Source organism: Bartonella sp. OD88NMGDW, from assembly GCF_042193775.1.
GTDB classification, from domain to species: domain Bacteria; phylum Pseudomonadota; class Alphaproteobacteria; order Rhizobiales; family Rhizobiaceae; genus Bartonella; species Bartonella grahamii.
The window spans coordinates 360,787-387,417 of record NZ_JBHIMA010000001.1; the positions used below are offsets into that span (position 1 = coordinate 360,787).

The 26,631-nt window shown below is 38.4% G+C and carries 21 protein-coding genes; 17 read left to right on the forward strand and 4 right to left on the reverse strand.

All coding sequences use genetic code 11. The annotated features are described in order from the left end of the window. The first annotated feature begins 50 nt into the window (after positions 1–50). From eno to ACFIJR_RS01610, 9 genes are all read left to right on the forward strand, one after another. On the forward strand, positions 51–1,322 hold the full coding sequence (gene eno / locus ACFIJR_RS01570; RefSeq protein ID WP_375625935.1) for a phosphopyruvate hydratase: 1,272 nt from the start codon (positions 51–53) through the stop codon (positions 1,320–1,322). A 111-nt stretch (positions 1,323–1,433) separates the two neighbouring features. Then, a complete protein-coding gene (locus ACFIJR_RS01575) occupies positions 1,434–1,841 on the forward strand; it encodes a TM2 domain-containing protein (RefSeq protein ID WP_375625937.1) in 408 nt (135 codons plus the stop codon). Between the two features lie 904 nt (positions 1,842–2,745). Further along, a complete protein-coding gene (locus tag ACFIJR_RS01580) occupies positions 2,746–3,057 on the forward strand; it encodes a septum formation initiator family protein (RefSeq protein ID WP_012754998.1) in 312 nt (103 codons plus the stop codon). A 135-nt stretch (positions 3,058–3,192) separates the two neighbouring features. Then, positions 3,193–4,233, forward strand: coding sequence for a pyruvate dehydrogenase (acetyl-transferring) E1 component subunit alpha (gene pdhA / locus ACFIJR_RS01585; RefSeq protein WP_273788346.1), 1,041 nt, complete (start codon positions 3,193–3,195; stop codon positions 4,231–4,233). A 16-nt stretch (positions 4,234–4,249) separates the two neighbouring features. After that, complete coding sequence (locus ACFIJR_RS01590; protein WP_375651537.1) at positions 4,250–5,617, forward strand: pyruvate dehydrogenase complex E1 component subunit beta; 1,368 nt, start codon at positions 4,250–4,252, stop codon at positions 5,615–5,617. 14 nt (positions 5,618–5,631) lie between these two features. Beyond that, the gene (locus ACFIJR_RS01595; protein WP_375651536.1) at positions 5,632–6,975 is read left to right on the forward strand and encodes a pyruvate dehydrogenase complex dihydrolipoamide acetyltransferase; all 1,344 of its coding nucleotides are present in this window, start codon (positions 5,632–5,634) and stop codon (positions 6,973–6,975) included. Between the two features lie 220 nt (positions 6,976–7,195). Next, entirely contained in the window at positions 7,196–8,656 is a 1,461-nt protein-coding gene (lpdA, locus tag ACFIJR_RS01600; protein ID WP_375625945.1) for a dihydrolipoyl dehydrogenase, read from the forward strand. Between the two features lie 67 nt (positions 8,657–8,723). After that, a complete protein-coding gene (gene lipA, locus ACFIJR_RS01605) occupies positions 8,724–9,686 on the forward strand; it encodes a lipoyl synthase (protein WP_273723360.1) in 963 nt (320 codons plus the stop codon). 2 nt (positions 9,687–9,688) lie between these two features. Continuing rightward, complete coding sequence (locus tag ACFIJR_RS01610) at positions 9,689–10,150, forward strand: type II toxin-antitoxin system RatA family toxin (RefSeq protein ID WP_273788342.1); 462 nt, start codon at positions 9,689–9,691, stop codon at positions 10,148–10,150. Positions 10,151–10,690: 540 nt separating this feature from the next. Here ACFIJR_RS01610 and ACFIJR_RS01615 read toward each other — a convergent pair. Genes ACFIJR_RS01615 through rirA form a run of 3 tightly spaced genes read right to left on the reverse strand, consistent with a single transcriptional unit; the run spans position 10,691 to position 12,834 of the window. Next, a complete protein-coding gene (locus tag ACFIJR_RS01615; RefSeq protein ID WP_375624974.1) occupies positions 10,691–11,179 on the reverse strand; it encodes a CinA family protein in 489 nt (162 codons plus the stop codon). Continuing rightward, complete coding sequence (locus tag ACFIJR_RS01620) at positions 11,176–12,366, reverse strand: bifunctional 2-C-methyl-D-erythritol 4-phosphate cytidylyltransferase/2-C-methyl-D-erythritol 2,4-cyclodiphosphate synthase (RefSeq protein WP_375651615.1); 1,191 nt, start codon at positions 12,364–12,366, stop codon at positions 11,176–11,178. The genes ACFIJR_RS01615 and ACFIJR_RS01620 overlap by 4 nt, the downstream gene beginning before the upstream one ends. 24 nt (positions 12,367–12,390) lie before the next feature. Continuing rightward, positions 12,391–12,834 carry an iron-responsive transcriptional regulator RirA gene (gene rirA / locus ACFIJR_RS01625; RefSeq protein WP_273788340.1) on the reverse strand — a complete coding sequence of 148 codons (444 nt, stop codon included), beginning with the start codon at positions 12,832–12,834 and terminating at the stop codon, positions 12,391–12,393. Between the two features lie 173 nt (positions 12,835–13,007). Here rirA and ACFIJR_RS01630 point away from each other — a divergent pair, with 173 nt between their 5' ends. The 8 genes from ACFIJR_RS01630 (at position 13,008) to ACFIJR_RS01665 (ending at position 24,193) form a co-directional block, all read left to right on the forward strand. Continuing rightward, positions 13,008–15,275, forward strand: a complete 2,268-nt coding sequence (locus ACFIJR_RS01630) for an ATP-binding protein (protein ID WP_375625950.1) — start codon at positions 13,008–13,010, stop codon at positions 15,273–15,275. Position 15,276: 1 nt separating this feature from the next. Beyond that, the gene (locus tag ACFIJR_RS01635; protein ID WP_012755009.1) at positions 15,277–16,635 is read left to right on the forward strand and encodes a sigma-54 dependent transcriptional regulator; all 1,359 of its coding nucleotides are present in this window, start codon (positions 15,277–15,279) and stop codon (positions 16,633–16,635) included. Between the two features lie 4 nt (positions 16,636–16,639). Then, entirely contained in the window at positions 16,640–18,016 is a 1,377-nt protein-coding gene (gene trkA / locus ACFIJR_RS01640) for a Trk system potassium transporter TrkA (protein ID WP_012755010.1), read from the forward strand. A 10-nt stretch (positions 18,017–18,026) separates the two neighbouring features. Beyond that, a complete protein-coding gene (locus ACFIJR_RS01645) occupies positions 18,027–18,836 on the forward strand; it encodes a hypothetical protein (RefSeq protein ID WP_375625953.1) in 810 nt (269 codons plus the stop codon). Between the two features lie 146 nt (positions 18,837–18,982). Beyond that, positions 18,983–19,615: an ATP-dependent Clp endopeptidase proteolytic subunit ClpP gene (clpP, locus tag ACFIJR_RS01650; RefSeq protein WP_012755012.1), complete on the forward strand. Its 633-nt coding sequence runs from the start codon at positions 18,983–18,985 to the stop codon at positions 19,613–19,615. Positions 19,616–19,798: 183 nt separating this feature from the next. After that, positions 19,799–21,073 (forward strand): ATP-dependent Clp protease ATP-binding subunit ClpX, encoded by a 1,275-nt coding sequence (gene clpX, locus ACFIJR_RS01655; RefSeq protein WP_273723371.1) that lies wholly within the window; start codon positions 19,799–19,801, stop codon positions 21,071–21,073. Positions 21,074–21,256: 183 nt separating this feature from the next. Further along, positions 21,257–23,683 carry an endopeptidase La gene (lon, locus tag ACFIJR_RS01660; RefSeq protein ID WP_375653317.1) on the forward strand — a complete coding sequence of 809 codons (2,427 nt, stop codon included), beginning with the start codon at positions 21,257–21,259 and terminating at the stop codon, positions 23,681–23,683. A 231-nt stretch (positions 23,684–23,914) separates the two neighbouring features. Beyond that, positions 23,915–24,193 (forward strand): HU family DNA-binding protein, encoded by a 279-nt coding sequence (locus tag ACFIJR_RS01665; protein WP_012231443.1) that lies wholly within the window; start codon positions 23,915–23,917, stop codon positions 24,191–24,193. Positions 24,194–25,179: 986 nt separating this feature from the next. Here ACFIJR_RS01665 and trmFO read toward each other — a convergent pair. After that, positions 25,180–26,592, reverse strand: coding sequence for a methylenetetrahydrofolate--tRNA-(uracil(54)-C(5))-methyltransferase (FADH(2)-oxidizing) TrmFO (gene trmFO, locus ACFIJR_RS01670; protein ID WP_375625958.1), 1,413 nt, complete (start codon positions 26,590–26,592; stop codon positions 25,180–25,182). Positions 26,593–26,631: the final 39 nt, after the last annotated feature.

The following is a 26,631-nucleotide window of genomic DNA, read 5'->3' on the forward strand; positions in this document are numbered from 1 at the left end:
AATAGGACATTAGAAATGAATCAAGACTTTTATTGGATAAGGAAACACATATGACTATAATTGTCGATATCATTGGACGTGAAGTTCTTGATAGCCGTGGTAATCCAACGGTAGAAGTTGATGTTCGTTTGGAGAATGGAGCTTTTGGTCGCGCTCTGGTTCCATCGGGAGCTTCAACAGGAGCACACGAGGCTATAGAGCTTCGTGATGGTGGTTTGCGCTATCAAGGGAAAGGTGTTGAAAAAGCGGTTGCTGCAGTTAATGGCGAAATTCTTGAAGAACTTGGTGGGCGGGATGCAACAAATCAAATTGCTATTGATCAAGCAATGATTGCTTTGGATGGAACGCCAAACAAAGCCCGTCTTGGTGCCAATGCACTTCTTGGTGTTTCATTAGCTGTTGCAAAAGCAGCTGCGGATTCATTAAATTTACCTTTGTATCGTTATATTGGTGGTACACAAGCGCATATTCTTCCAACCCCCATGATGAATATTATTAATGGTGGCGTTCATGCTGATAATTTGATTGATTTTCAAGAGTTTATGATTATTCCTATAGGAGCTCCTACTGTAAGAGAAGCTATCCGTTATGGCGCTGAGATTTTCCATGCATTGAAAACGCGTTTAAAAGATGCGGGTTATAATACCAATGTTGGTGATGAAGGTGGTTTTGCACCTCAATTTAAAAGTGCTGATCAAGCTATTGATTTTATTATGGAATCTATCATGATATGTGGCTATAAACCAGGTGAACAAATTGCCATTGGTTTAGACTGTGCTTCAACCGAATTTTATAAAAATGGTTCGTATTTTTATAAAGGTGAGGGCAAATGCCGTGACATCCAAGAGCAGGTAGATTATTTAGCGCAGCTTGTGAAAAATTATCCTATTATTACAATTGAAGATGGAATGGCAGAGGATGATTGGGAAGGTTGGAAGTTACTCACTGACACAATTGGAGAAAAATGTCAGCTTGTTGGCGATGATTTGTTTGTAACGAATTCAGCACGTTTGCGTGATGGTATTAAAATGGGGGTAGGCAATTCTATTCTCATAAAAGTTAATCAAATTGGTACATTGAGTGAAACACTTGATGCTGTAGAAGTAGCACATAAAGCAGGTTATCGTGCCATTATATCTCATCGTTCAGGCGAAACAGAGGATTCTTTCATTGCAGATCTTGCGGTTGCAACGAATTGTGGACAAATTAAAACAGGTTCTCTTGCGCGTTCGGATAGATTAGCAAAATACAATCAACTTATTCGTATTGAAGAAATGCTAGGAGCCCAAGCGCGTTATGCTGGTGATTTATATCGTGTATAGTTGCGAGCAAAGAGTGTGAGAGTATGATATTATTTAGACTATGAAATTGAGATTTTTTATCAAAGGCATATACGCAATAATTTTTAAGTGTTTAAATTTATAGGGATTAATATGAGAGGTATAATTATTAGTCAAGACCAAGGAAATTATCTCGTTTCGGGTGATGATGGTAAACGTTATCAGTTTGCGACTTGGGATTGGTTGGGAAAGAATCCACCAAGGATTGGTAATGCTGTTGATTTTGTCTGTGAAGGAGGTGTTGTCAGTTCTGTTTTCCCATTGTTGAGACCAGGTACAGAGAACACAAAGATAATGTTCGCACTGCTTTGTTGGGTTGCAGGTATCTTTGGTGTTCATCGCTTTATGGTTGGTAAAGTTCGGACTGGTGCTTTAATGCTGGTTCTATCTTTATCATTGTTTGGATTGATAATTACCGGTATTTGGGCAATTGTTGATTTTATAGTCATTGTTGCTGGAAGATTTACGGATAAAGATGGGAATCAGATTACAGATTTGTAAAAATTTTATAATAAAAAGAAAATAATTAAGTTTACTTTTTATTTCGATCAATATATTGAGTTGCATAATGCAAGATTATTGTACTCTATTTCTTTAATGTGAGATATTAAGAGAAATATGCACAGTTGAATAAAAGTATTGAAAAAGACTGTGCTATTTTATGTGGGTAAAACAACGGCGTAAATCCACTAAGGTGTGTTTTGTATTGCTGCTTATAGCAGCAGAAAACATTAGCTCATTGGGGAGCTCAAAACTATTTTAATTTCACGTTTATCACGGCTGCTACAAATTTTATTTACACCGTGAGGTTAATCAACATATTATAAAAAGAAATAATCTCTTTATGAATAACACATGAGGAGCAGCTTTATAGGTGTTAAAGATGAAAGGTACGATTATTGGTCAAGATCAAAGGGTTTATCTCGTTTTTGGAGATGATGATAAGCGTTATCAATTTTTGCCTGAAGATTTTTTAGGGTAAAAACACCAAAGGTAGGGGATACCATTGATTTTGTCTGTGAAGGGATACCATTAAATCTATTTTTCCTATCTCGGTTGAAGGTCAGTCACAAAAATTAAATGTGATGCTAGCGATCGTTTACTTGTTTTTTTGTGCATTGGGGATTCATCAATTTATGGTTGGTAAAATTGTATCGGGCCTTATAATGCTTCTTATTAAGTGTAATAGGTCTACTATTTCTGGGGATCGGGTTTTTGACAACTATACTTTGGGCATTGATTGATTTTATATTTATTTAACAGGAAATTTTAGGGACAAAGATGAGGGTAAATTGAAAATAACAAATTGTTTGAGTGTATAGATTTGGTAATGAGGTATTAATCAAAATCGTGCATAGTTGGGCAAAATATTAAAAAATTTGTGCTGTAAAGACTGTGCTATTTTATGTGGACAAAGCAGAAACGTCGATCAATCAAAGTGCGCTTTGTACTACCTCTTATGACGGTGGGAGTCTTAAGCTATTTCAGTTATCACATTTATCATGGTGAGTATGGATTGTATTCACGCAGTGAAGTTAATCAGCATATTAGCGAATTAGAAAAGGAGCTTCATAAAATAGAAGCTGAGCGGATATTCATGGAAAAGCGTATTTCTCTTTTACGCAATGGACATATAGAAAAAGATATGCTGGATGAGTATGTCCGAAAGAATTTGAACTTTTCTAAGCCAAATGAACTGACAATCTTAATACCTTGAAATGACACCAAAGGTAAATGAAAAATCGCTTACTTTAAACAACAATCAGCAATGATATTGTTTAAGCCGATTGATAAGGCTTGTAACTTTTGTTCGTAAAGGTTATTCCTAAATAATCATAAAAGGGAGTTTAATATGGCAGAACGACTTAAAAAAAATTCTGCGTCGGTGGCGCGCACTGCATTATCAAGCACCACAAAGAAAGCACCAATAGCAGACTTTACAAAAGAAGAAGAAATTGATGCTTATCGTGAAATGCTTTTAATTCGCCGTTTTGAAGAAAAAGCAGGACAACTTTATGGTATGGGGCTTATTGGGGGATTTTGTCACCTTTATATTGGTCAGGAAGCCGTTGTTATAGGAACATTGAAAGCGGCAAAAGAAGGTGATCAGGTTATTACGTCTTACCGTGATCATGGTCATATGTTAGCCGTTGGGATGAGCCCACGTGGTGTCATGGCAGAATTAACGGGACGTCAAGGTGGCTTTTCCAAAGGGAAAGGTGGCTCGATGCATATGTTCTCTAAAGAAAAGAACTTTTATGGAGGACATGGTATTGTTGGTGCGCAGGTTCCAATTGGTTCAGGTTTGGCATTTTCGAATCAGTACCTTGGTAAAGATAATGTGACATTGGTTTATTTTGGTGATGGTGCCGCAAATCAGGGGCAGGTTTACGAAAGTTTTAATATGGCTTCACTTTGGAAGCTTCCTGTTGTTTATATTATTGAAAATAATCAGTATGCTATGGGAACGTCAGTTTCACGTGCATCTGCAGAAACTGATTTTTCCCGACGTGGTCTTTCTTTTGAAATTCCAGGTATTGTTGTTGACGGTATGGATGTTCGATCAGTAAAAGGAGCTGCTGATGAAGCGATTTCTTGGGCACGCTCAGGTAAAGGACCGATCATTCTTGATATGCAGACCTATCGCTATCGTGGTCATTCCATGTCTGATCCAGCAAAATATCGTTCAAAGGAAGAAGTCCAAAAAATAAAAGAGGAGCACGATCCGATTGATCAAGTAAAAAGTCGGATTCTTAAAAAAAATTGGGCGAACGAAGATGATTTAAAATCTATTGAGAAAGAGGTTCGTGCAATTGTTGCTGATGCGGCAGATTTTGCACAAAGTGATCAAGAGCCAGATGCTTCTGAGCTCTATACTGATATTTTAGTTTGATGCGAGGGAAGCAAGTATGTCTATTGATATTTTGATGCCGGCGCTTTCACCAACTATGGAAGAAGGTAAACTGTCTAAATGGCTCAAGAGAGAAGGTGATAAGGTTAGCTCTGGCGATGTTATTGCTGAAATTGAAACGGATAAGGCTACAATGGAAGTAGAGGCCGTTGATGAAGGTACTCTTGGTAAAATTTTTGTGCCTGAAGGTTCTGAAGGCGTAAAGGTTAATACTGTTATTGCGATTTTGTTAGAAGAAGGTGAGCGTGCTGAGGATATTTCGCAACCTACTGATACAGCAAAAAAAACTAAGGAATCTCCTCTTTCTCTGGCATCGTCAGTTCCGCAGTCTGCTTCTACTTTTGATACATCTCCTAATTTTGATATTCCAGCGGGAACACAAATGGTTACAATGACAGTTCGTGAAGCGCTTAATCAGGCTTTGGCTGAAGAAATGCGGCGTGATGAAAAAGTTTTTCTCATGGGGGAAGAGGTCGCGCAATATCAAGGTGCCTATAAGGTTAGTCAAGGTTTGTTGGAAGAATTCGGAGAACGCCGAGTTATTGATACCCCAATTACAGAGCACGGCTTTGCTGGGCTGGCTGTCGGGGCTGCTTTTGGAGGGTTACGTCCTATTGTCGAGTTTATGACATTTAATTTTGCGATGCAGGCGATGGACCAAATTATTAACTCAGCAGCCAAAACACGTTATATGTCTGGTGGACAAATGACCGCTCCTATGGTTTTTAGGGGTCCCAATGGCGCGGCTGCCCGTGTTGGTGCTCAACATTCTCAATGCTATGCTGCATGGTATAGTCATGTACCAGGTCTGAAAGTTGTCATGCCTTATAGTGCTGCAGATGCAAAAGGTTTGCTGAAAGCTGCTATTCGTGATGATAATCCTATTATTTTTCTTGAAAATGAGATTTTGTATGGGCATCAATTTGATGTCCCTCAATTGGATGATTTTGTTTTGCCTATTGGTAAGGCGCGTATTCATAAGTCTGGACAAGATGTGACGATTGTCGCGTGTGGAATTGGAATGCATTATGCCGTTCAAGCGTTGCCGGAAATTGAACAATTTGGTATCGATGTTGAATTGATTGATTTACGAACCATTCGCCCGATGGATCTTCCAACAATTCTTTCTTCAGTTAAAAAAACAGGTCGTTTGGTAACGATTGAAGAGGGATTTCCTCAGTCATCCGTGGGAACTGAAATAGCAACGCGTGTTATGCAGCAGGCTTTTGATTATCTTGATGCGCCAATTGCTACGATTTCTGGTAAAGATGTTCCGATGCCTTATGCTGCTAATCTTGAGAAGTTGGCTTTGCCTAATACTGCTGAGATTATTGAGGCCGTTAAGGCTGTGACATACAGAGCATAACGGAGGAAAGCATAATGCCCATTAAAATTACAATGCCAGCGCTTTCCCCTACGATGGAAGAGGGAAATTTAACAAAATGGAATATTAAGGAGGGAGATAAGGTTTCCTCTGGTGATGTTATTGCTGAGATTGAGACGGATAAAGCGACAATGGAAGTCGAAGCCGTTGATGAAGGTAGGGTTGCCAAAATTGTTGTTCCTGCTGGAACACAAGGCGTTAAAGTAAATGCTTTAATTGTTGTTTTAGCAGAAGAAGGTGAAGATTTAGCTGAAGCGGCAAAAGTTTCAGAAGAAATCTCTTCTTCTACAAAACAAGAACCAGAGCGCGTAAAACAGACAGATTCTCTGAAACAGACGGACTCAAAGGGTACAAAAATGTCTCATGAATCATCAGCTCAGCAATTAATACAGCAAGATAAAAAGGTAGCGCGTCTTTTTGCCTCTCCCTTAGCGCGGCGATTAGCATCTCAGGAAGGCCTTGATTTATCCCTTATTTCTGGAAGTGGTCCGCATGGGCGTATTATCAAGCGCGATGTAGAAAAAGCTGTGAGTAGTGATATTTCTAAAGTGTCTTATTCATCACAAATAGGGGAGCTAGTAGCTACAGGTGCTTCTGACAAACAGATACTGAAACTCTTTAAAGAGGATGAATATACCTTCGCACCCCATAATAATATGCGTAAAACAATCGCAACACGTTTGATGGAATCAAAACAGAGAGTTCCACATTTCTATGTAACGGTAGATTGTGAACTTGATGCGCTGTTAGCACTGCGTACACAACTGAATGCTGCTGCACCAATGATTAAGGGGCAGGAAGAAACTCAGCCTACTTATAAGCTTTCTGTTAATGATATGGTGATCAAAGCTGTCGCACTTTCTTTGAAAGCTGTTCCTGATGCGAATGTCTCTTGGCTTGAAGGCGGAATGCTTCATCATAAACATTGTGATGTTGGGGTTGCTGTTTCTATTCCCAATGGATTAATTACGCCGATTATTCGCCATGCAGAGGAAAAGCCGTTATCACTTATTTCCAAAGAGATGAAGGATTTTGCAAAGCGTGCGCGTGAGGGCAAGTTAAAAATGGAAGAATATCAGGGTGGAACAACAGCTGTATCAAATATGGGGATGTATGGTATAAAAAGTTTTTCGGCTATCCTTAATCCACCGCATGCGACGATTTTTGCGATTGGTGCAGGGGAAGAACGCGCCGTTGTTAAAAATGGTGCATTAGTTGTTGCGACAGTTATGTCAGTTACAATTTCTGCGGATCATCGTGCTGTCGATGGTGCTTTAGCCGCAGAGCTCGCGCGGGCTTTTAAGAAGATGATTGAAAATCCATTAGCAATGTTGGTTTGAACTGTTTAACAGTTCTTCACGTAAATTGTGAGAGAGTGTGTTAAGAGAATAAAAACAAATTTAAGAGTTTGAAGAGCAATGTTATTGCTATTTCTAGTTTGGGTAAAGCATTTACGTGAAGCTTAAAGAAAAAGACATAAGATAATTCTGTGATGTTGTTTTGCAGTTTTAAGTTCAAAAAATGCATATCCGTTTTATATATATCCATGGAGGAATTACTGTGGCAAATCTTTATGATGTAATTGTGATTGGATCAGGTCCAGGCGGATATGTAACCGCAATTCGTGCAGCACAATGTGGTTTTAAGACTGCGATTGTTGAACGTGAACATTTGGGAGGGATCTGTTTAAATTGGGGGTGTATTCCAACAAAGGCCCTTCTACGTTCAGCGGAAATGAAACATTTTGCTGAACATGCAAAAAATTATGGACTAAAAATTAATGGTTCAATTGAGGCAAACATCAAAGATGTTGTGGCACGTTCACGCGGTGTTTCAGCACGTTTAAATGCTGGTGTTGATTTTTTAATGAAAAAAAACAAAATTGATATTATCTGGGGTGAAGCAAAGCTTACTAAAGAAGCGAAGAGAAGCCATCCTGCGGAAATTATGGTTTCTTCATCCTCCAAACCGATTATGCAACCGCAAAATCCAGTCCCTAAAGGGACGTTAGGGGAGGGAACATATCAAGCAAAGCATATCATTATTGCAACGGGTGCACGTCCTCGTGTCCTTCCTGGTATTGAGCCAGATGGAAAACTCATTTGGACTTATTTTGAAGCTATGATACCGCCAGCAATGCCAAAATCGCTTTTGGTTATAGGGTCTGGGGCTATTGGCATTGAATTTGCCTCTTTTTATTGTGATATGGGGGCGACAGTAACTGTTGTTGAAATGATGCCCCACATCATGCCTGCTGAAGATATTGAAATTTCAACGTTTGCTTGTAAACAGTTAGAGAAAAAAGGTTTACGCATTCTTCGTCAAGCAAAAGTAACAAAGGTTGAAAAATCTTCTGATTCTGTGACTGTACATATTGATGTTCAAGGTAAAATAGAGTCAATGACTGTTGACCGGTTGATTTCGGCTGTTGGGGTGCAAGGTAATATTGAGAATCTTGGTTTAGAAGCTTTGGGAATAAAAACCGATCGCGGGTGCATTGTAACCGATGAATGGAGTTGGACGGGGGTGGAAGGCATTTATGCTATTGGTGATGTAGCAGGTCCTCCTATGTTGGCACATAAAGCAGAAGAAGAAGGTGTGATATGTATTGAGCATCTTGCAGGTTTAAAGAATGCTCATCCGCTTGATAAAAGAAAAATTCCAGGGTGTACATATTGTACACCACAGGTTGCCTCTGTAGGGCTTTCAGAAGCTACAGCAAAAGAAGCAGGTTATGATATACGTATTGGTCGTTATTCTTTTGCTGCGAATGGCAAGGCGATTGCTTTGGGTGAAGATCAGGGGTTAGTAAAAACAATTTTTGATAAAAAAACAGGACAGCTTCTTGGGGCCCATATGGTAGGGGCTGAGGTAACAGAATTGATACAGGGTTTTGTTATTGCTATGAATCTTGAAACAACAGAAGAAGAATTAATGCATACTGTCTTTCCACATCCGACTTTATCGGAAATGATGAAAGAAAGTGTATTGGATGCTTATGGTCAAGTTTTAAACGCTTGATGACTGGATTGTATGAAAGATTTTATATTTTTGATTGTTACTTCGTATTTATAAGGCAAAGGCTTAAATGGTTACGGTTGTTGATAGAGTTACAAATAGACGTTTGCGTCATCCTGAAAAGGCACATCGTCCTGATACAAGCGTTCAAAAAAAGCCAGATTGGATTCGTGTAAAAGCGCCAACATCGCCAATTTATAAGGAAACACATGGTATTGTACGTACGCATAAGTTAGTGACTGTATGTGAAGAAGCTGGTTGCCCTAATATTGGCGAATGTTGGAGCCAGCGGCATGCTAGCTTTATGATTTTAGGTGAAATATGTACGCGTGCTTGTGCTTTTTGTAACGTTGCAACAGGTATTCCACTTGCCGTTGATGATAATGAGCCAGAACGTGTAGCCGATGCTGTTGCACGGATGGAATTAAAACATGTTGTCATTACATCTGTTGATCGTGATGATCTTGCTGATGGTGGTGCTGAGCATTTTGCAAAAGTTATTTATGCGATTCGTCAAAAAACTCCTAAAACAACAATTGAAGTTCTGACACCTGATTTTCGTCATAAGGATGGCGCTTTAGAAGTTGTTGTTGCTGCTAAGCCTGATGTTTTTAATCATAACTTAGAAACAGTTCCTTCTAAATATTTGAAGGTTCGTCCAGGGGCACGTTATTTTCATTCAATTCGTTTATTACAACGCGTTAAAGAACTTGATCCAACAATTTTTACAAAATCGGGAATTATGGTTGGTCTTGGGGAGGAGCGAAATGAAATTTTGCAATTGATGGATGATTTGCGCTCTGCTGATGTTGACTTTATGACGATTGGACAATATTTGCAGCCTACACGAAAACATCATCCAGTTGTTCGTTTTGTGCCTCCTGAAGAATTTGAGTCTTTTGCCAAGATTGGTAAAGTAAAAGGATTTTTACATATGGCCTCCAATCCTCTGACACGTTCATCTCATCATGCTGGAGATGATTTTGCTATTTTGCAAAAAGCGCGTGATGAAAAATTTTCCTTACAGAGATAATTATGCCGATTTTTACAATACATCGGCAGATCACCCATAGTGCCAGTGAAATGTTTGAGCTGGTTTCAGATATTGAGCGTTATCCTGAATTTTTACCAATGTGTGAGTCTTTAATAGTACGTTCTCGAAAAGAGTATGGGAAAAAAATGTTGCTTCTTGCGGATATGACCGTTGGCTATAAGATTATCCGTGAAACTTTTACGACTCAAGTATTTCTTCAGCCGGAAAAAAATCTTATAGAAGTTAAATATATTGATGGTCCATTCAAATATCTTGAAAATCGTTGGTCCTTTCATGATATTGAAAATACCAATGCATGTAATGTAGAGTTTTTTATTGATTATGAATTTAAAAGTAAAACGCTTGGATTAGTGATGGGCTCAATGTTTGATATTGCGTTTCGTAAATTCACCGACGCTTTTGAGAAGCGTGCGCATCAGATTTATGGCTCTACGATAACATAGTCTATTCTGTTATTTTTTAACAATACGTATTGCTTATAACGGCGTGAAGGTGAAAACTGGTTTCCATCTTTACTATTTGTTTTAATTCATCTTTTTCAGCTTTGAAAAGCATATTAAAGGAATATCATTTTAAATGATGAAGATGATGCACAGCTTCACGCTTTTGTTTCTCTTTTTTAATAGAGGCATATCCAAACAAAACGCCCAAATAGGACATGCTTGCGTCATACCCATTTCATAATAAATAGTATAGATACTCGTAAAAGTATATAAATCAACATCTTTATACTTATGAAGAAGTCAGCCTGCACCATTTATTTGCCATCTCTCGAGATGTTGCGCGAGCTCTTAGCATTTGAGAGAGGTACAAGTATCCTTTTCTTCAATCATTTTATTTATACAGTTTTTTTCTTGTGGCGTGCAAGTGAATAAATTTGATTAATTCAACTGAAAGTTGTGGTGCAATAAATCATTTTTTCAAGATGTTGACGATTATAGACTCAATGTGGAATAGAGAGCTTTGAAATTAGTATGGGGAATTCAGTGAAGCAATTCCAGAATCATTTTAAAAACATTTTCAACAGTTGCATGGCGGATAGCATTGCGGTTAAGATGACCAAAGTGCATTTCTTTGTGCAGAGTTTTATGATTTTTGTAAGCAACTGCGCAATGCACAAGTCCTACAGGTTTATCAAGACTTTCTCCTCCTGGACCAGCAATTCCTGTTACAGAGACTGCAATGTCAGCTTGTGAATGTTTTAATCCACCCTCAGCCATTGCAAGAGCAACTTCTTTTGAAACGGCGCCATAGGTTTTTATAAGTTCAGCACAAACGCCAACAAGGCGTGTTTTAGATTCATTTGAATAAACAACAAATCCACAATCGAGAACATCTGACGAGCCTGCAATATTTGTGAGGCTTGCAGCAATGAGTCCTCCTGTACAAGACTCTACAGTTGTTAACAGCAAACCTTTTTGGCGAAAGATATTAAGGACTTCATGTGCTTGTTTTTCACAAAGATATGTCATTGGGGAAGTTCTCCTGAATAAAGAACGCTCGCTGTTGCAAGAGCAGCAATTCCTTCACCACGACCAATAAATCCAAGCCTTTCATTTGTTGTTGCTTTGATAGAGATTCGATCAGGTGTCATTGAAAGTATTGTCATAAGATTTTCTGTCATGGCATGACGATAGGGACCAATTTTAGGATTTTCAGCGATAATTGTGATATCAACATTGGCGATACGACCACCTGCTTGTTTTAGAATATCAAGAGCATGACGGAGAAAAATTTCTGATGATGCATTTTTCCATTGGGGATCAGAGGGAGGGAAATGTGTGCCAATATCTCCAGCACCTCGCGTAGCGAGCAGGGCATCTGTTAGCGCGTGAAGAGCAACATCTGCATCGGAGTGTCCATTTAATTTTTTATGAAAAGGGATTTTTATACCACATAAAATAAGAAAGTCACCTTCCTCGAAAGAGTGAACATCATAACCATTGCCGGTGCGGATATCAGGAAACATTTGCATTTTCTTTTGGAGATATAAATGTGCGGTATTAAAATCTTCATGCCATGTAATTTTTATGTTGTTAGGATCCCCAGGAACGATACGCATAGGAATTCCAAACCATTCGGCAATCGCAGAATCGTCAGTGAATTCTTTTTTGCAAGCTTGTTTTGCTTGCTTATGGGCCGCTAAGATATGTTCAAAGGGAAAACACTGTGGAGTTTGTGCACTATAAAGATGGGTACGGGGAATTGTTTCTAAAACATGCTGATTATTTACACGTTTAAGGGTATCAGAGATGGGAAGAACAGGAAGAACACCTTCTTGAGGGGTGATTGTATTGTGAATGTTATCAAGAAGCTTGTTTTCGATAAAGGGGCGTGCACCATCATGAATATGCACATATTGGAGATTGAATTTTTTGAGTGCCTGAAGTCCATTTAAGGTAGAGATTTGACGTGTATTGCCTCCTTCAACGATAATAAGGCGCTCTTTAAAATCACCAATAGCTTGTTCACAGATTTGACGATCTTCTGGATGAATAACAAGGATAATTGTTGTGATAGATGGATGCTGCAAAAAACAATGCACGGTATGATAAATAATCGGCTTTTGTCCTAGAAGCCGATATTGTTTTGGAATTTCATGGGGAGATCCTGCTCTTTCACCACGTCCAGCGGCTAATATTATTGCTGCAATAGAAATACCTAATCTCCTTGTATTATAATCTTAGTTTGCCTTTTTGTCATTAATTTTAAAATGATTTTGAAAGGATGGTTGTTGTAGATCAGCAAGGGATATCACGGATAACACCTCAAAAAAAGCATTTAATGCTTTTTGAAGTGCGGTATTTAAACCACAAAAATCGATCAAGGGGCAAGTTGGTTCTGCAGTATCGAAACATTCTGCTAGGGAAAAGTTATCTTCTGTTACTTTCACAACATCAGCGACTGAAATCTCTGCTGCGGGTTTCGCCAATCTAACTCCACCATTGCGTCCACGCACTGTTTGTATAAAACCTGCTTGAACAAGCAGCTGAAGGATTTTAAATAAAAAAAGTTCTGAAACGGCATATGCTTTAGCAATTTCTGGAACACGACTGAGAGTTCCCTGATTATCTGCACAATACATGAGCATTCGAAGAGCATAATTTGTTTGTTTTGTTAATCGCATCTCATTTCCTTCGTAAAGTATCGTCGAACACAGTTTATTTTAAAGATATTTTGCAAAATGTAGAAGTTCTTTCTCGTTGACTATATTTGCTCTATTTTAAATGTAGTATTAGTATTGTCAATTTTTGCTACAAAAGGTTATATGAGAATAATGGGATAAGGGTATGTAAGCTCATGACGAATATAACATCTGTGACGAATCTTCAAGACATAGATAAAAATACTTATAACGATGAGTTGTATCGTTTAAGTAAGGTATATATTTTTTTAGGGATTACAATTATTGTATTGGCTTTACTTACGGCCTCTGTTTCATTTATTATTCTTATTGGATTAACCCCTGTTGTTCCCAGTAGAACAGTAACTCTTATTCTTATAGGGATTAATAGTTTTTGGGTTTTAGGGCTTATTGTCATCGTTTTTTATGAGATGATTCCGATCATTCGTGCTTGGCGTTCAAGGCGTGCAGGGTCGCGTCTTCATGTGCGCCTTATTTCATTGTTTGCACTTGTTGCAACAATGCCAGCTGTTGCTGTAGCTCTTGTATCGGGTCCAGCACTAAATTTGGGACTTGATCGATGGTTTGATACAACAACGCGGCAAATTGTGGGCTCTTCTATTGATTTAGCAAATGCTTATGCAGATGAAATGCTTCAAAATTTAAAAAATTTATCCTACGCGATGGCATTTGCACTTGATAACAAAAAACTCTTAGAACGTAATCCAGCTGAATATAGGATGCAATTGACGCGCCATGCTATAGGACGCAATTTGCGTGGCGCATTTTTGTTAAGTTCTAGCGGAGCTATTTTTATATCGAGTGCTCTTGGTGATGAAGATAAACTGCCAATTCCTCCTTCCAATCTTATTGAACGTGCAACCAGTGCGAGGCCTTTTTCTTTTCAACCAGGCGTGCATGATTATTTTGGTATTATTTTAAAATTTACCAACATTCCAAACACATTTCTATATTTGGTGCGTGACGTTGATAAAGGTGTTTTATCTGCTTTGCGTTTGACAGAAGTCAATACAGATCGTTATCGTGATTTAAATGAAAATCGCCTGCTGACGCAAATTGCATTTGGTATGCTTTATTTATGTCTTTTTTTTAGTTTATTCTTATCAGCTATTTGGGCCGCTATTGCTGTCGCTGATCGCTTAGTACGTCCTATTCGTCTTCTCATTAGTGCAGCTGATGATGTTGCTACTGGAAATATGGAAATTTTTGTGCCAGTACGAGCAAAAGATGGGGATATTGGGCAATTATCCAAAACTTTTAATTACATGGTTAGTGAATTGAAAAGTCGGCGCAATGAGTTGATTGCAGTGCGTGATCAAATTGATGAGAGAAGGCGTTTTTCTGAAGCAGTGTTATCGGGTGTAACAGCAGGAGTAGCTGGTATAGATGATAATGGTGATATTACAATTATTAATCGATCTATTGAAGCGATGTTTGATATTCGCTCTGAACACGTTGTTGGACAAAGTCTTTTATCTTTAAGTGCTGAAATTTGGCAGGTTTTTCAGTTTGCACGTTCATTGGATCGTAAAAATCATCGTGAGCAGGTTACTTTAAACGTTGCAGGAAAAGAGCGTGTCTGTAATGTCCAAGTTACGATGGAAGAGGATGATGGACAGGGGCAATCTTGGGTTCTAACAATTGATGATATTACAGACCTTGTTGCAGCGCAACGTACAGCGGCGTGGGCGGATATTGCACGGCGTATTGCACACGAAATAAAAAATCCCCTCACACCCATTCAGTTATCCGCCGAACGCATTCGTAAACGTTATAACAAAGTTATTACACAAGATAGAGAGGTCTTTGAGCGGTGTATTGAGACAATTATTCGACAGGTTGGAGATATTGGGCGTATGGTTGATGAGTTTTCCTCTTTTGCACGTATGCCCAAACCACAAATGCATATTTTAGATATACGAGAATTGTTGCGCGAAGCATGTTTCTTGATAGAAGTGACACGACATGATATTCATTTTGAGCAAGATTTAGGAAGTCTACCACTTATGGGTGCATTTGATAACCGTCTCATTGTACAAGCTTTTTGCAATGTTATCAAAAACGCGAGCGAATCCATAGATTCAGTTGTGCGAGAGGAAAATATTCACGGTCATATTCTTGTCCGTTCTTATCGTCAAGAGGAATGGGTGGTTGTGGATGTTGTTGATAATGGGAAAGGACTTCCTAAAGAGCAAAGACAAAAGTTATTAGAGCCCTATATAACAACGCGGGAAAAAGGAACAGGGCTCGGGTTAGCCATTGTGCGCAAAGTTATTGAAGATCACGGTGGTTCCATGGAGCTTCATGATGCACCGGAGAGTTTTTATGAAGGTCGTGGTGCGATGATCCGTTTGATATTTCCGGCGGATGGGGGTAAGCAGGGTAGTATTATACAAGCCATAAATCATAAGATAGGGGAATAGTATGGTATCAGATATCTTGATTGTTGATGATGAAGCAGATATTCGTGAGCTTGTTGCTGGTATTTTAGATGATGAAGGTTATGAAACGCGTGTTGCTTGTAACTCTGATGAAGCATTGGCTCAAATTAGTGAGCGTATTCCAAAGCTCATTTTTTTGGATATTTGGCTACAGGGTAGTCGTCTTGATGGTTTAGCATTGCTTGATGAAATTAAAACGCAATATCCGGCTCTTCCGGTCGTTATGATCTCTGGTCATGGTAATATTGAGACGGCTGTTTCCGCTATAAAGCGAGGGGCATATGATTTCATTGAAAAACCTTTTAAAGCTGATAGACTTGTATTGGTTGCAGAGAGAACACTTGAAAACTCAAATTTAAAACGTGAGCTTTTAGAATTGCGAAAGCGTTCGAACGAGACATTAGAGTTGCTCGGAAAATCGACAGTTGTAAAAAATTTGCGTCAAATCATAGAAAAAGTAGCACCAACCAATAGTCGCGTCATGATAACAGGTCCTTCAGGGGCAGGAAAAGAAACTGTTGCACGAACTATTCATGCGCTCTCAACGCGTTCGAATGGGCCATTTGTTACAATAAATGCTGCAACGATTACTCCGGAAAGAATGGAAATAGAGCTGTTTGGCAGTGAAATGGAAGGAAGAGAGCGCAAGATCGGTGCCTTAGAGGAAGCTCATGGCGGTATATTATATCTTGATGAAATTGCTGACATGCCACGTGAGACTCAAGGTAAGATTCTTCGGGTGTTAACGGGGCAGACATTTGAAAGAGTTGGCGGCACAAAACGTGTTAAAGTGGATGTGCGTATTATTTCTTCGACAGCGCAAAATCTTGAAAACCTCATTTCTGATGGGCGCTTTAGAGAAGATCTTTTCCACCGTCTTTCGGTTGTTCCTATTGCTGTTCCGCCCCTTTCAGCGCGTCGTGAAGACATTCCAGAACTTGTACATCATTTTGTAAAAACAATATCACAGCAGGTTGGGATTAAACCGCGTGCAATCAGTGATGATGTGATTGCTATTTTGCAAACGCATGCTTGGCCGGGTAATGTGCGGCAATTACGCAATAATATTGAGCGTCTTCTTATTCTTGTGCGGGATGGTGATGGTCCTATAACAGCGGACTTTCTTCCCAGTGAAGTAAGTGATTCTTTGCCACGTCTTCAAATGGATTCAGATGAAAGTATAATGGATTTGCCGTTACGTGAAGCACGAGAATTGTTTGAAAAGAGATATTTAGTGGCACAGATTGGGCGTTTGGGTGGAAATATATCACGTACTGCTGAATTTATAGGCATGGAGCGTTCAGCTTTGCACCGTAAACTTAAAGCGCTTGGAGTTTCTTAAAGCGATGCGTGTTATTATTTGCGGAGCAGGACAGGTTGGGTATGGGATAGCAGAGCGTCTTGCTGCTGAAAATCACGATGTTACTGTTATTGATATTGAAACGAGATTAATTGAAAAGATTCGCGATACATTGGATGTGAGAGGTTTTGTTGGTCACGGTTCACGTCCTGAAGTTCTTTTGGCTGCAGATGCAGACAAAGCTGATATGTTGATTGCTGTCACTTTGTTTGATGAAGTCAATATGGTAGCTTGTCAAGTAGCACATTCATTATTTAATGTGCCCACAAAAATTGCTCGTATTCGTTCACAATCTTATTTAGAACCACGTTATAAGACGCTTTTTTCCAGAGAGAATATTCCCATTGATGTGGTTATTTCGCCAGAAGTTGAAGTTGGGGAAATGGTTTTGCGCCGTATTGCTTTACCTGGTGCAATAGATGTTCTTTATTTTTGTAATGATGATGTTGTTGCGCTAGCCTTGGAATGCATGGAAGATTGTCCAGTTATTAATACACCTTTGCGTCAATTAACAGAGCTTTTTCCAGATCTTCATACGACGGTTACCGCTATTAAACGTGGCGCGGAATTATTGGTTGCACATTCAGAAACGCAATTACGCGTTGGTGATATAACCTATCTTGTTGTTGCTCGTGATCAAATGCGCCGTGCTGTTGGGCTTTTTGGTCATAAAGAACAAGATGCCCACCGCATGATTATTGCAGGAGGCGGTCACATTGGCCTTTATGTTGCACAGGCTATTGAAAAGCGTTTCCATAAATTAAAATTGAAGATTATAGAATCGCATAGAGAAAGAGCTCTCACGATTGCTGATCAGCTTGAAAAAACAACAGTTTTATACGGTAACGTGTTAGATCCAGTGATTCTTCAAGATGCGGGAATTGATCAGTCCGATTTAATGATTACATTGACCAATCAAGATCAGGTTAATCTCTTAAGCGCTATTATTGCTAAAAGATTGGGCTGCAAAGCCAATATGGTATTGATTAATAATGTTGCCTATCAAGAATTTAGTCGTGCTGTTGGTGTGGATGCATATCTTAATCCCCATAGCGTTACAATATCGAGAATTTTGCAACAAATGCGCCGTGGACGTATTCGTTCTGTTCATTCAGTTTTTAATGGCCGAGCAGAAATTATTGAAGCTGAAGTGATGCAAACATCTTCATTGGTTGGTAAGTCATTATCAGAGCTCAATTTATCAGATGGTTTGAGAATTGGTGCAATTTATCGCAATAAGACAATAATACAACTTTCGGCAGATACGCGCATTTTGTCTGGTGATAGAATAGTGATTTTTGCTCTTGCTGATAGGGTTCGTGATGTTGAACAACTCTTTCGCGTAAGTTTAGAATATTTTTGATATATTATCTATGGATATTTGTACTTTTTGGTATAGTGGACAATTAAGATTGGTGGATAGGCTTTGTTTGTCCTCAATGGTTAAAACTGGACAGCGCGTTAAGCTTTTTAGTTATGATAAAAAAATAGATAATCTTCCTGCCGGTGTTGAGTTGCATGAAGCCGAATCAATTTTACCACGCTCAGCAATTTATCGCCTTGACCCCGATTTTTCTGATAATAAACCAGGGTGTACAATTGTTCAGTTTTCGGATTTTTTTCGTGTTATGCTGATGAAATATCAACAAGGTGTTTGGTTAGATACAGATGTTTACCTTGTTAAACAATTTCATCCAGATGCGGATAAGGTTTGGTTGGCAAGAGAAAATAATACAAGAGTAGGCGTTTCTGCACTTTATTTTCCGCCCAATAACCCTATTATAAAAATATTTGAAGATTATTGGGCAGGCACAGAAATTATTCCTCATTGGCTTGGATTTAAGCGTCGTATTTGGAGACCATTCTGGTTAAAGAGAAAAAAAATGCCGATTTTACCGGGAAGTCTTGGTGTTACGATATTTGGCAATGATGGTATTTCACGATTAGCAAAACGATATGGTTTTTTTCATGAAGCAAAGGAAAAGGAAACTTTTTATTATTGGACTGGGCGAAAAACTGAACGTATTTTTGAACCAGCTTTTGGCATAAAGCCGCTTACAGATTCACGCTTGATAGGCTTTCATATTCACAGAAAGACAAAGACCACGAAAAGACCTCAGGAAGGAAGTTTTTACCATTGGGCGGTATCTCGCATCCCTGATGTTCATCATTTGTTTAGATAGAGTTATTATTGCTATTTTAACTATTGAGATTTTAATCTACCTTAAATAGCTCTTGATTGTAGCTTGCGCAAGAGAGTAATGTTAACATATGGATAAAAACATTGAATGTGTAAAGAGCGGTTGTTATATGAACGGAAAGTAAAAATATGAGTGATCCAATGAAAACAGCATTAAGCCTTGTTCCTATGGTTATTGAACAAACCAATCGTGGTGAACGGGCCTATGATATTTTTTCCCGTCTTTTAAAGGAGCGGATTATTTTTATTAATGGTCCTGTCGAAGATGGTATGGCAATGCTTGTTTGTGCACAATTGCTTTTCTTGGAAGCGGAAAATCCTAAAAAAGAAATTAGTCTTTATATTAATTCTCCAGGTGGTGTCGTAACATCTGGTATGGCTATTTATGATACTATGCAGTTTATTCGCCCTCCTGTTTCTACGCTTTGCATGGGGCAGGCGGCATCTATGGGGTCTTTATTGTTAACAGCTGGAGCAAAAGGTCATCGTTTTACATTGCCAAACGCACGTATTATGGTGCATCAACCATCTGGTGGTTTTCAAGGTCAAGCTTCAGATATTGAGCGACATGCGCAAGACATTATAAAGATGAAACGGCGTTTAAATGAAATTTATGTTCAACATACAGGTCAAGATTATGAGATTATTGAGAGAACTCTCGATCGCGATCATTTTATGACAGCAGAAGAAGCCAAAGCGTTTGGCTTAGTTGATGATGTTATACAATATCGTGCAGAAACTGAAAAAGAAGAAAAAGATTAAGAGTTTTTATAGAAAAAACAGCTACTTTAAATCACAGAGTTTTATAAAAAATATCGCAAAATAAGACAAACACCTAAAAAGATTGAGACATGCATGGTTTTCTATATGTCTTTTAGTTTTCATGATGAAAAGCTTCCTTTGAAAAGGCAAAGTATTCATATATCGTGGTGAAAGGAAAGAAAAATGAGCAAAATTAGCAATAGCGGGAACGAATCAAAAAATACTCTCTATTGCTCGTTCTGCGGCAAGAGTCAGCATGAGGTGCGTAAGCTCATTGCGGGGCCTACTGTATTTATCTGTGATGAATGTGTAGAGCTTTGCATGGATATTATTCGGGAAGAAAATAAGTCTTCTGGGGTTAAGGTGCGTGATGGTGTTCCTACGCCACAGGAAATTATAACAGTTCTTGATGATTATGTTATTGGTCAGCAGCATGCAAAGCGTGTTCTTTCTGTTGCTGTTCATAATCATTATAAACGGTTGGCGCATCAGTCTAAAAGCAATGATATTGAGTTGGCTAAATCAAATATTCTTCTTGTTGGTCCAACGGGCTGTGGTAAAACTTATCTTGCACAAACATTAGCACGTATTATTGATGTGCCTTTTACGATGGCGGATGCGACCACCTTGACTGAAGCGGGTTATGTGGGTGAAGATGTTGAAAATATTATTTTGAAGCTTCTTCAAGCAGCAGATTATAATGTTGAACGTGCGCAGCGTGGTATTGTTTATATTGATGAGGTTGATAAGATTTCTCGTAAGGCTGACAATCCTTCTATTACAAGAGATGTTTCGGGGGAAGGGGTTCAGCAAGCGTTATTAAAAATTATGGAAGGAACGATTGCTTCTGTTCCTCCTCAAGGTGGACGTAAGCATCCGCAACAAGAGTTTCTTCAGGTTGATACCACAAACATCTTATTCATTTGTGGGGGAGCTTTTGCAGGTTTAGAACGGATTATTTCAGGACGTGGTGAAAAAACTTCTATTGGTTTTTCTGCGACCGTTAAGGCTCCTGATGAGCGTTGTGTCGGTGAAATTTTTCGTGATTTAGAGCCTGAAGATCTTATAAAATTTGGTCTAATACCAGAATTTATTGGGCGCCTTCCTATAGTCGCTACCTTAGAGGATTTAGATGTTAACGCCCTCATGCAAATTTTATCACAACCTAAAAATGCGTTAGTAAAGCAATATCAGCGTCTTTTTGAAATGGAGAATGTCGAATTAGCATTTCATGAAGATGCTTTACGTGTTATTGCGAAGAAAGCAATTGAACGTAAAACTGGTGCTCGTGGTTTACGTTCAATTATGGAGAAGATCCTTCTTGAGACGATGTTTGAGCTACCGGCTCTTGAAGGCGTTCAAAAAGTGGTTATTTCGAGTGATGTCGTTGATGGGAAAGCGCGTCCTCTTTATATTTACTCAGAACGTGCAGAAGATAAAGAAAATGTATCAGCATGATATTGTGCGATGCACAATATAAAAGGTGATAATGAACGGTATTTGATGGGTGTTTATAATAATATCATTATAATGCTTGATTTATGTATGAGTAATTACCACTTCATGTATTGTGAAGAGCTGAGGTTTTCTAAAGGTGAGCTGGTTGTTGTAGATAGCTCATAGGCTCCAGAAAGGAGAGTTATGCAATATATTGATGAAAAGACAGATGAAGTAAGAGATGGGGTTTATGCTGTTTTACCTCTTCGTGATATTGTTGTCTTCCCCCATATGATTGTTCCACTTTTTGTGGGGCGCGAAAAATCAATTCGTGCTCTTGAAGAAACGATGGCGGTTGACAAGCAAATACTCTTGGTGACACAAAAAAACGCTTCTGATGACGATCCAAAATCAGAGGATATTTATCATATTGGTACATTTGCCAATATTCTTCAACTTTTAAAGCTGCCTGATGGTACTGTAAAGGTTTTGGTTGAAGGAACTGCACGTGCAAAAATTAGTCAATTTGCTTTAAGTGAAGGTTATCATCAGGCATATGCGACTGTTACAGAAGAACCTAGAGAGAGTGATGTTGAGATTGAAGCTCTTTCAAGGTCAGTGATTGCTTATTTTGAAAACTATGTAAAGCTTAATAAAAAAATCTCTCCTGAAGTTGTCAATGCGATTGGCCAGATTGATAATCCTTCTAAGCTTGCCGATACGATTGCTTCTCATTTGATGATTAAACTTGCAGAAAAACAGGAAATATTAGAGCTCTTACCTGTACGGGCCCGTCTTGAACGAGTTCTGTCCTTCATGGAAGGAGAAATTTCTGTTTTGCAGGTTGAAAAACGTATTCGTTCGCATGTTAAACGGCAAATGGAAAAAAACCAACGAGAATATTATCTCAATGAGCAGATGAAGGCTATTCAAAAAGAGTTAGGCGCAGGTGATGATAGCCGAGATGAACTCTCTGAATTAGAAGAACGCATCAAGAATACAAAACTATCCAAGGAAGCGCAGGAAAAAGCTGGGGCAGAATTGAGAAAATTACGGAATATGTCTCCTATGTCTGCAGAAGCGACTGTTGTACGTAACTATCTTGATTGGTTATTAGCAATGCCTTGGGGTAAAAAATCTAAAATTAAAAACAATTTAGATTTTGCTGAAAAGGTCATGAATAATGAACATTTCGGTCTTGAAAAAGTTAAGGAGCGAATTATTGAATATTTGGCCGTCCAAAGTCGAGCATCAAAGATAAAAGGTCCCATTATTTGTTTGTTAGGTCCTCCTGGTGTAGGGAAAACATCATTAGCGCGCTCTATTGCAAAGGCGACGGGGCGTGAGTATGTTCGTATCTCATTGGGAGGCGTGCGGGATGAAGCAGAAATTCGCGGACATCGCCGAACATATATTGGTTCGATGCCTGGAAAAATTATCCAGTCTATGAAAAAAGCAAAAAAATCTAATCCGCTTTTCTTGCTTGATGAAATTGATAAAATGGGACAAGATTTTCGTGGAGATCCTTCATCCGCTTTATTAGAAGTTCTTGATCCTGAACAAAACAGTACATTCATTGATCACTATTTGGAAGTTGAATATGATCTTTCTGATGTCATGTTTATCACAACTGCCAATACGCTTAATATTCCAGGTCCGTTAATGGACCGTATGGAAATTATTCGTATTGCTGGTTATACTGAATGTGAGAAAATGGAAATTGTTAAACAGCATCTTTTACCAAAGGCACTAAAAGATCACTGTTTGTCTAAAAAAGAACTTAGTATTTCTGATGGAGCACTAAGGTCAATTATTCAGTTTTATACACGTGAGGCAGGCGTTCGTAACCTTGAGCGTGAACTCATGAAAATTTCCCGCAAATCTGTTACAAAAATTCTCAAAACGCATCAAAAATCTGTAAAAGTTACAGAAAATAATATTCATGATTTCTTGGGTGTTAAACGTTATCATTACAATCAGATTGAAGGAGAAAATCAAATTGGTGTTGTGACAGGCCTTGCGTGGACAGAAGTTGGTGGAGAGTTATTGACCATTGAAGGAGTTATGATGCCCGGCAAAGGTAAGATGACTGTAACTGGAAATTTACGTGATATTATGAAAGAGTCCATTTCAGCGGCAGCATCTTATGTACGTTCTCGTGCTGTTGATTTTGGTATTGAACCTCCACTTTTTGAAAAACGCGATATCCATGTTCATGTTCCAGAGGGTGCGACGCCAAAAGATGGCCCATCTGCTGGGATTGCAATGGTGACAGCAATTGTTTCGGTTCTTACAGGAGTAGCTGTGCATAAAGATATTGCAATGACTGGTGAAATTACTTTACGTGGACGCGTTTTACCAATTGGTGGATTAAAAGAAAAACTCCTAGCAGCTCTTCGAGGAGGGATAAAAAAAGTACTTATTCCTGAAGAAAACGCAAAAGATTTGGTTGATATTCCTGACGATGTCAAAAATAATATGGAAATTATTCCGGTAAATCATGTGAGTGAAGTTTTGAAACATGCTTTGGTTCGTTTTCCAGACACTATTGAATGGAAAGAACCCTCTACGGTGGCTGTCCCAATCCGGTCAGAGAGCAGTGATAGTGAAGGAATACAGATTGCACACTGATTCACTTATCTCATTTATAACGACATTTTTTAGGTGGCAGAAGGCGTTGTTGAGGTTATTATTCTGTTTTTTGTTGGAAAAAGTAAAAAATTCCGTGAATAACTGTGATTATTGCTAAAAAAACAATGTTTTGGATAAAAATAAGACTTCTGTTTGTTGTACTTTTCAATAAACTGACCAATAACATGATTAAGTCATGTTGTCAGGTAATATAGGGAAAGGAAATATTTTATGAATAAAAGTGAATTGGTTAGCTCCGTTGCTGAAAAGGCAGGTGTTTCGAAAGCGCAAGCTGGTGCTGTTGTTGATGCTTTTATGGCTTCTGTAACAGAAGCTTTGGCTTCAGGAGGAGATGTTCGTCTTCCTGGTTTTGGCTCTTTTGAAGTTTCTCATCGTGCTGCAACAAAGGGGCGTAATCCTTCAACTGGTGCTGAAATCGATATTCCAGCACGTTCTGTACCCAAATTTTCTGCAGGAAAAAGCCTTAAAGAAGCAGTTAATAAAAAATAATTTAAGCGACATTAAAAAACCCGATTTATTTATAAGCGGGTTTTTTTTACACATGTATTATGCGTGTTTTTTATATAATATTTTGAGATCTTTGCGGTATTTTTTATTTTCATTTATTGCTGGTATTTTTGAAAATGATTTTAAGTGTTGTATAAAGTACTGTCAGCTTAAAATATATTGTTTTTAGACATTTCAATAAAATATTGCACTGTATTAGTGAAGTACTGGTATGGGTTATAAAATGTAATGTTAACTTTTATTACGCTGAAGTGTTACGGTGTTTATTTCAAAAATAAGACCCGTAAATAGTATGAGGCAAAAAACTCTGTGAAGTGTATAAAAGTTATTATATACCACCATTTATGCTTAATAAAAGCGCATATTGGTGCCATTGTACTATTTTTCTCAGTTCCTATAATGTTGCGACTAGCCCTCAATATCTGAGACGAGTGCATAAGGGGTAATTTTATTCTTTTACTTATACGCCAAGCTTGCTTGTGACGCACCAAGAGGATAATTTTTATCGATTTATTATAAGAGAATCTGAAATGAAAGAATCTTATGATAATCAGATTTCACTTTCAATATTATGTTTTTTCTTGGCATTTAAGAGGGAAGAGACAGATCAAGCTCTATCCTACAAATATTTTTTCCATATCTTTATTTCACTTGTGATATGCAAGCGAGCGTTTTTCTTCTATAAACTAATTACATTACATAATATAAAAACTATCAATCAATAGAGATAGTACAGTATTGCTTGTGTATTTTCCATCTATTTTATTTTTAGTTATTAAATCATATAAATTGTTGGTAGCGGTAAAGGTTTTTTATAGCCAAAAGTTATTTTACAAGCACCTACATAATTGAATAAATGATGAAACGTAGGTAGTATTTATTGATTGGGAGAGACAGCCATTAAAAGGCTTTAGAATGATTTTTTCACGAGAGTCATATCAGTAGATGAGAAGCGAATCGTGTGTTTTTTATAAACAGAAACTCTTTGATTCTTTATCTGCTAACCACTGAGTACAATCATTGAGAGCTCTCGCTGTTATGGCTTGTTTTTTTACTAATTTTTTTTCTTTACTTGCTAGGCGTTTTCCTGAATGTTTAATAGAAGCAATAGGGGGAAAGAGTCCGAAATTGATATTCATTGGCTGAAAGGACTGTGTTTCTGCTTTTTCATCTATGATGTGTCCCCCCGTAATATGATTCAAAAGGGCTCCGAATGCTGTAGTTTGTGGGGGTAGGCAAGGGGAAATATGATGATATTCGGCAGCAGCAAAACGTCCAGCAAGAAGCCCTATTGCCGCTGATTCTACATAACCTTCACATCCGGTAATTTGTCCTGCAAAGCGTAGTTGTTTTTTTTGTTTTAAACGAAGGGTTTGATCAAGAATAATTGGCGAGTTGAGGTAGGTATTGCGGTGAAGACCACCAAGACGCGCAAACTCTGCTTTTTCAAGACCGGGAATCATTCTAAAAATGCGAATTTGTTCACCATATTTCAGTTTTGTTTGAAAGCCGACCATATTGTAAAGCGTTCCAAGTTTATTATCTTGGCGTAATTGAACGACAGCATAAGGTTTAACTGTAGGGTTATGGGCATTGGTTAAGCCCATAGGTTTCATAGGACCGTGTCTTAACGTTTCAAGTCCGCGCTCAGCCATAATTTCAATGGGGAGGCATCCATCAAAATAGGGCGTTTTTTCAAAGTCACGAAACTCTGTTTTTTCAGCATTTTTTAATGCTTCAACGAATGTTTTATATTGTTCTTTGTTGAGGGGACAATTAAGATAATCTTTTCCTGTTCCCTCAGGACCAATTTTATCATAGCGAGACTGATACCAACAAATGTTGATATCAATACTATCGGTATGGATAATAGGTGCAATCGCATCAAAAAAAGAAAGAGCTTTTATACCGGTTATTGCTTGTAATTCTTGAGCAAGTGCAGGCGATGTAAGGGGACCCGTTGCAATGACAACATGTTTCCAAGCTTTAGGAATTTCTTGAACTTCTTCACGTTTGATTGTTATAAGAGGATGGTTTTCGAGTGCTGTCGTAACAGTTTTTGAAAATCCATCACGGTCAACAGCAAGGGCACTACCTGCGGGAACTTTGTTGGCATCAGCAGCTTTCATAATTAACGATTTCGCTAATCGCATTTCAGCATGTAAAAGCCCTACGGCATTTGTTAATGAATCATCGCAACGAAATGAATTTGAACAAACCAGTTCTGCCAAATTATCGGTTTTATGGGCATCTGATTTTTTTTCGGGTCGCATTTCATGCAAAACAACAGAAATTCCTGACTGAGCGATTTGCCAACTTGCTTCACACCCCGCAAGACCGCCACCGATGATATGAATTGGGATATCAAATGTCTTTAACATAATTGACTTTTAGCGTAAGCAGTTATGTATGAAAAGCAT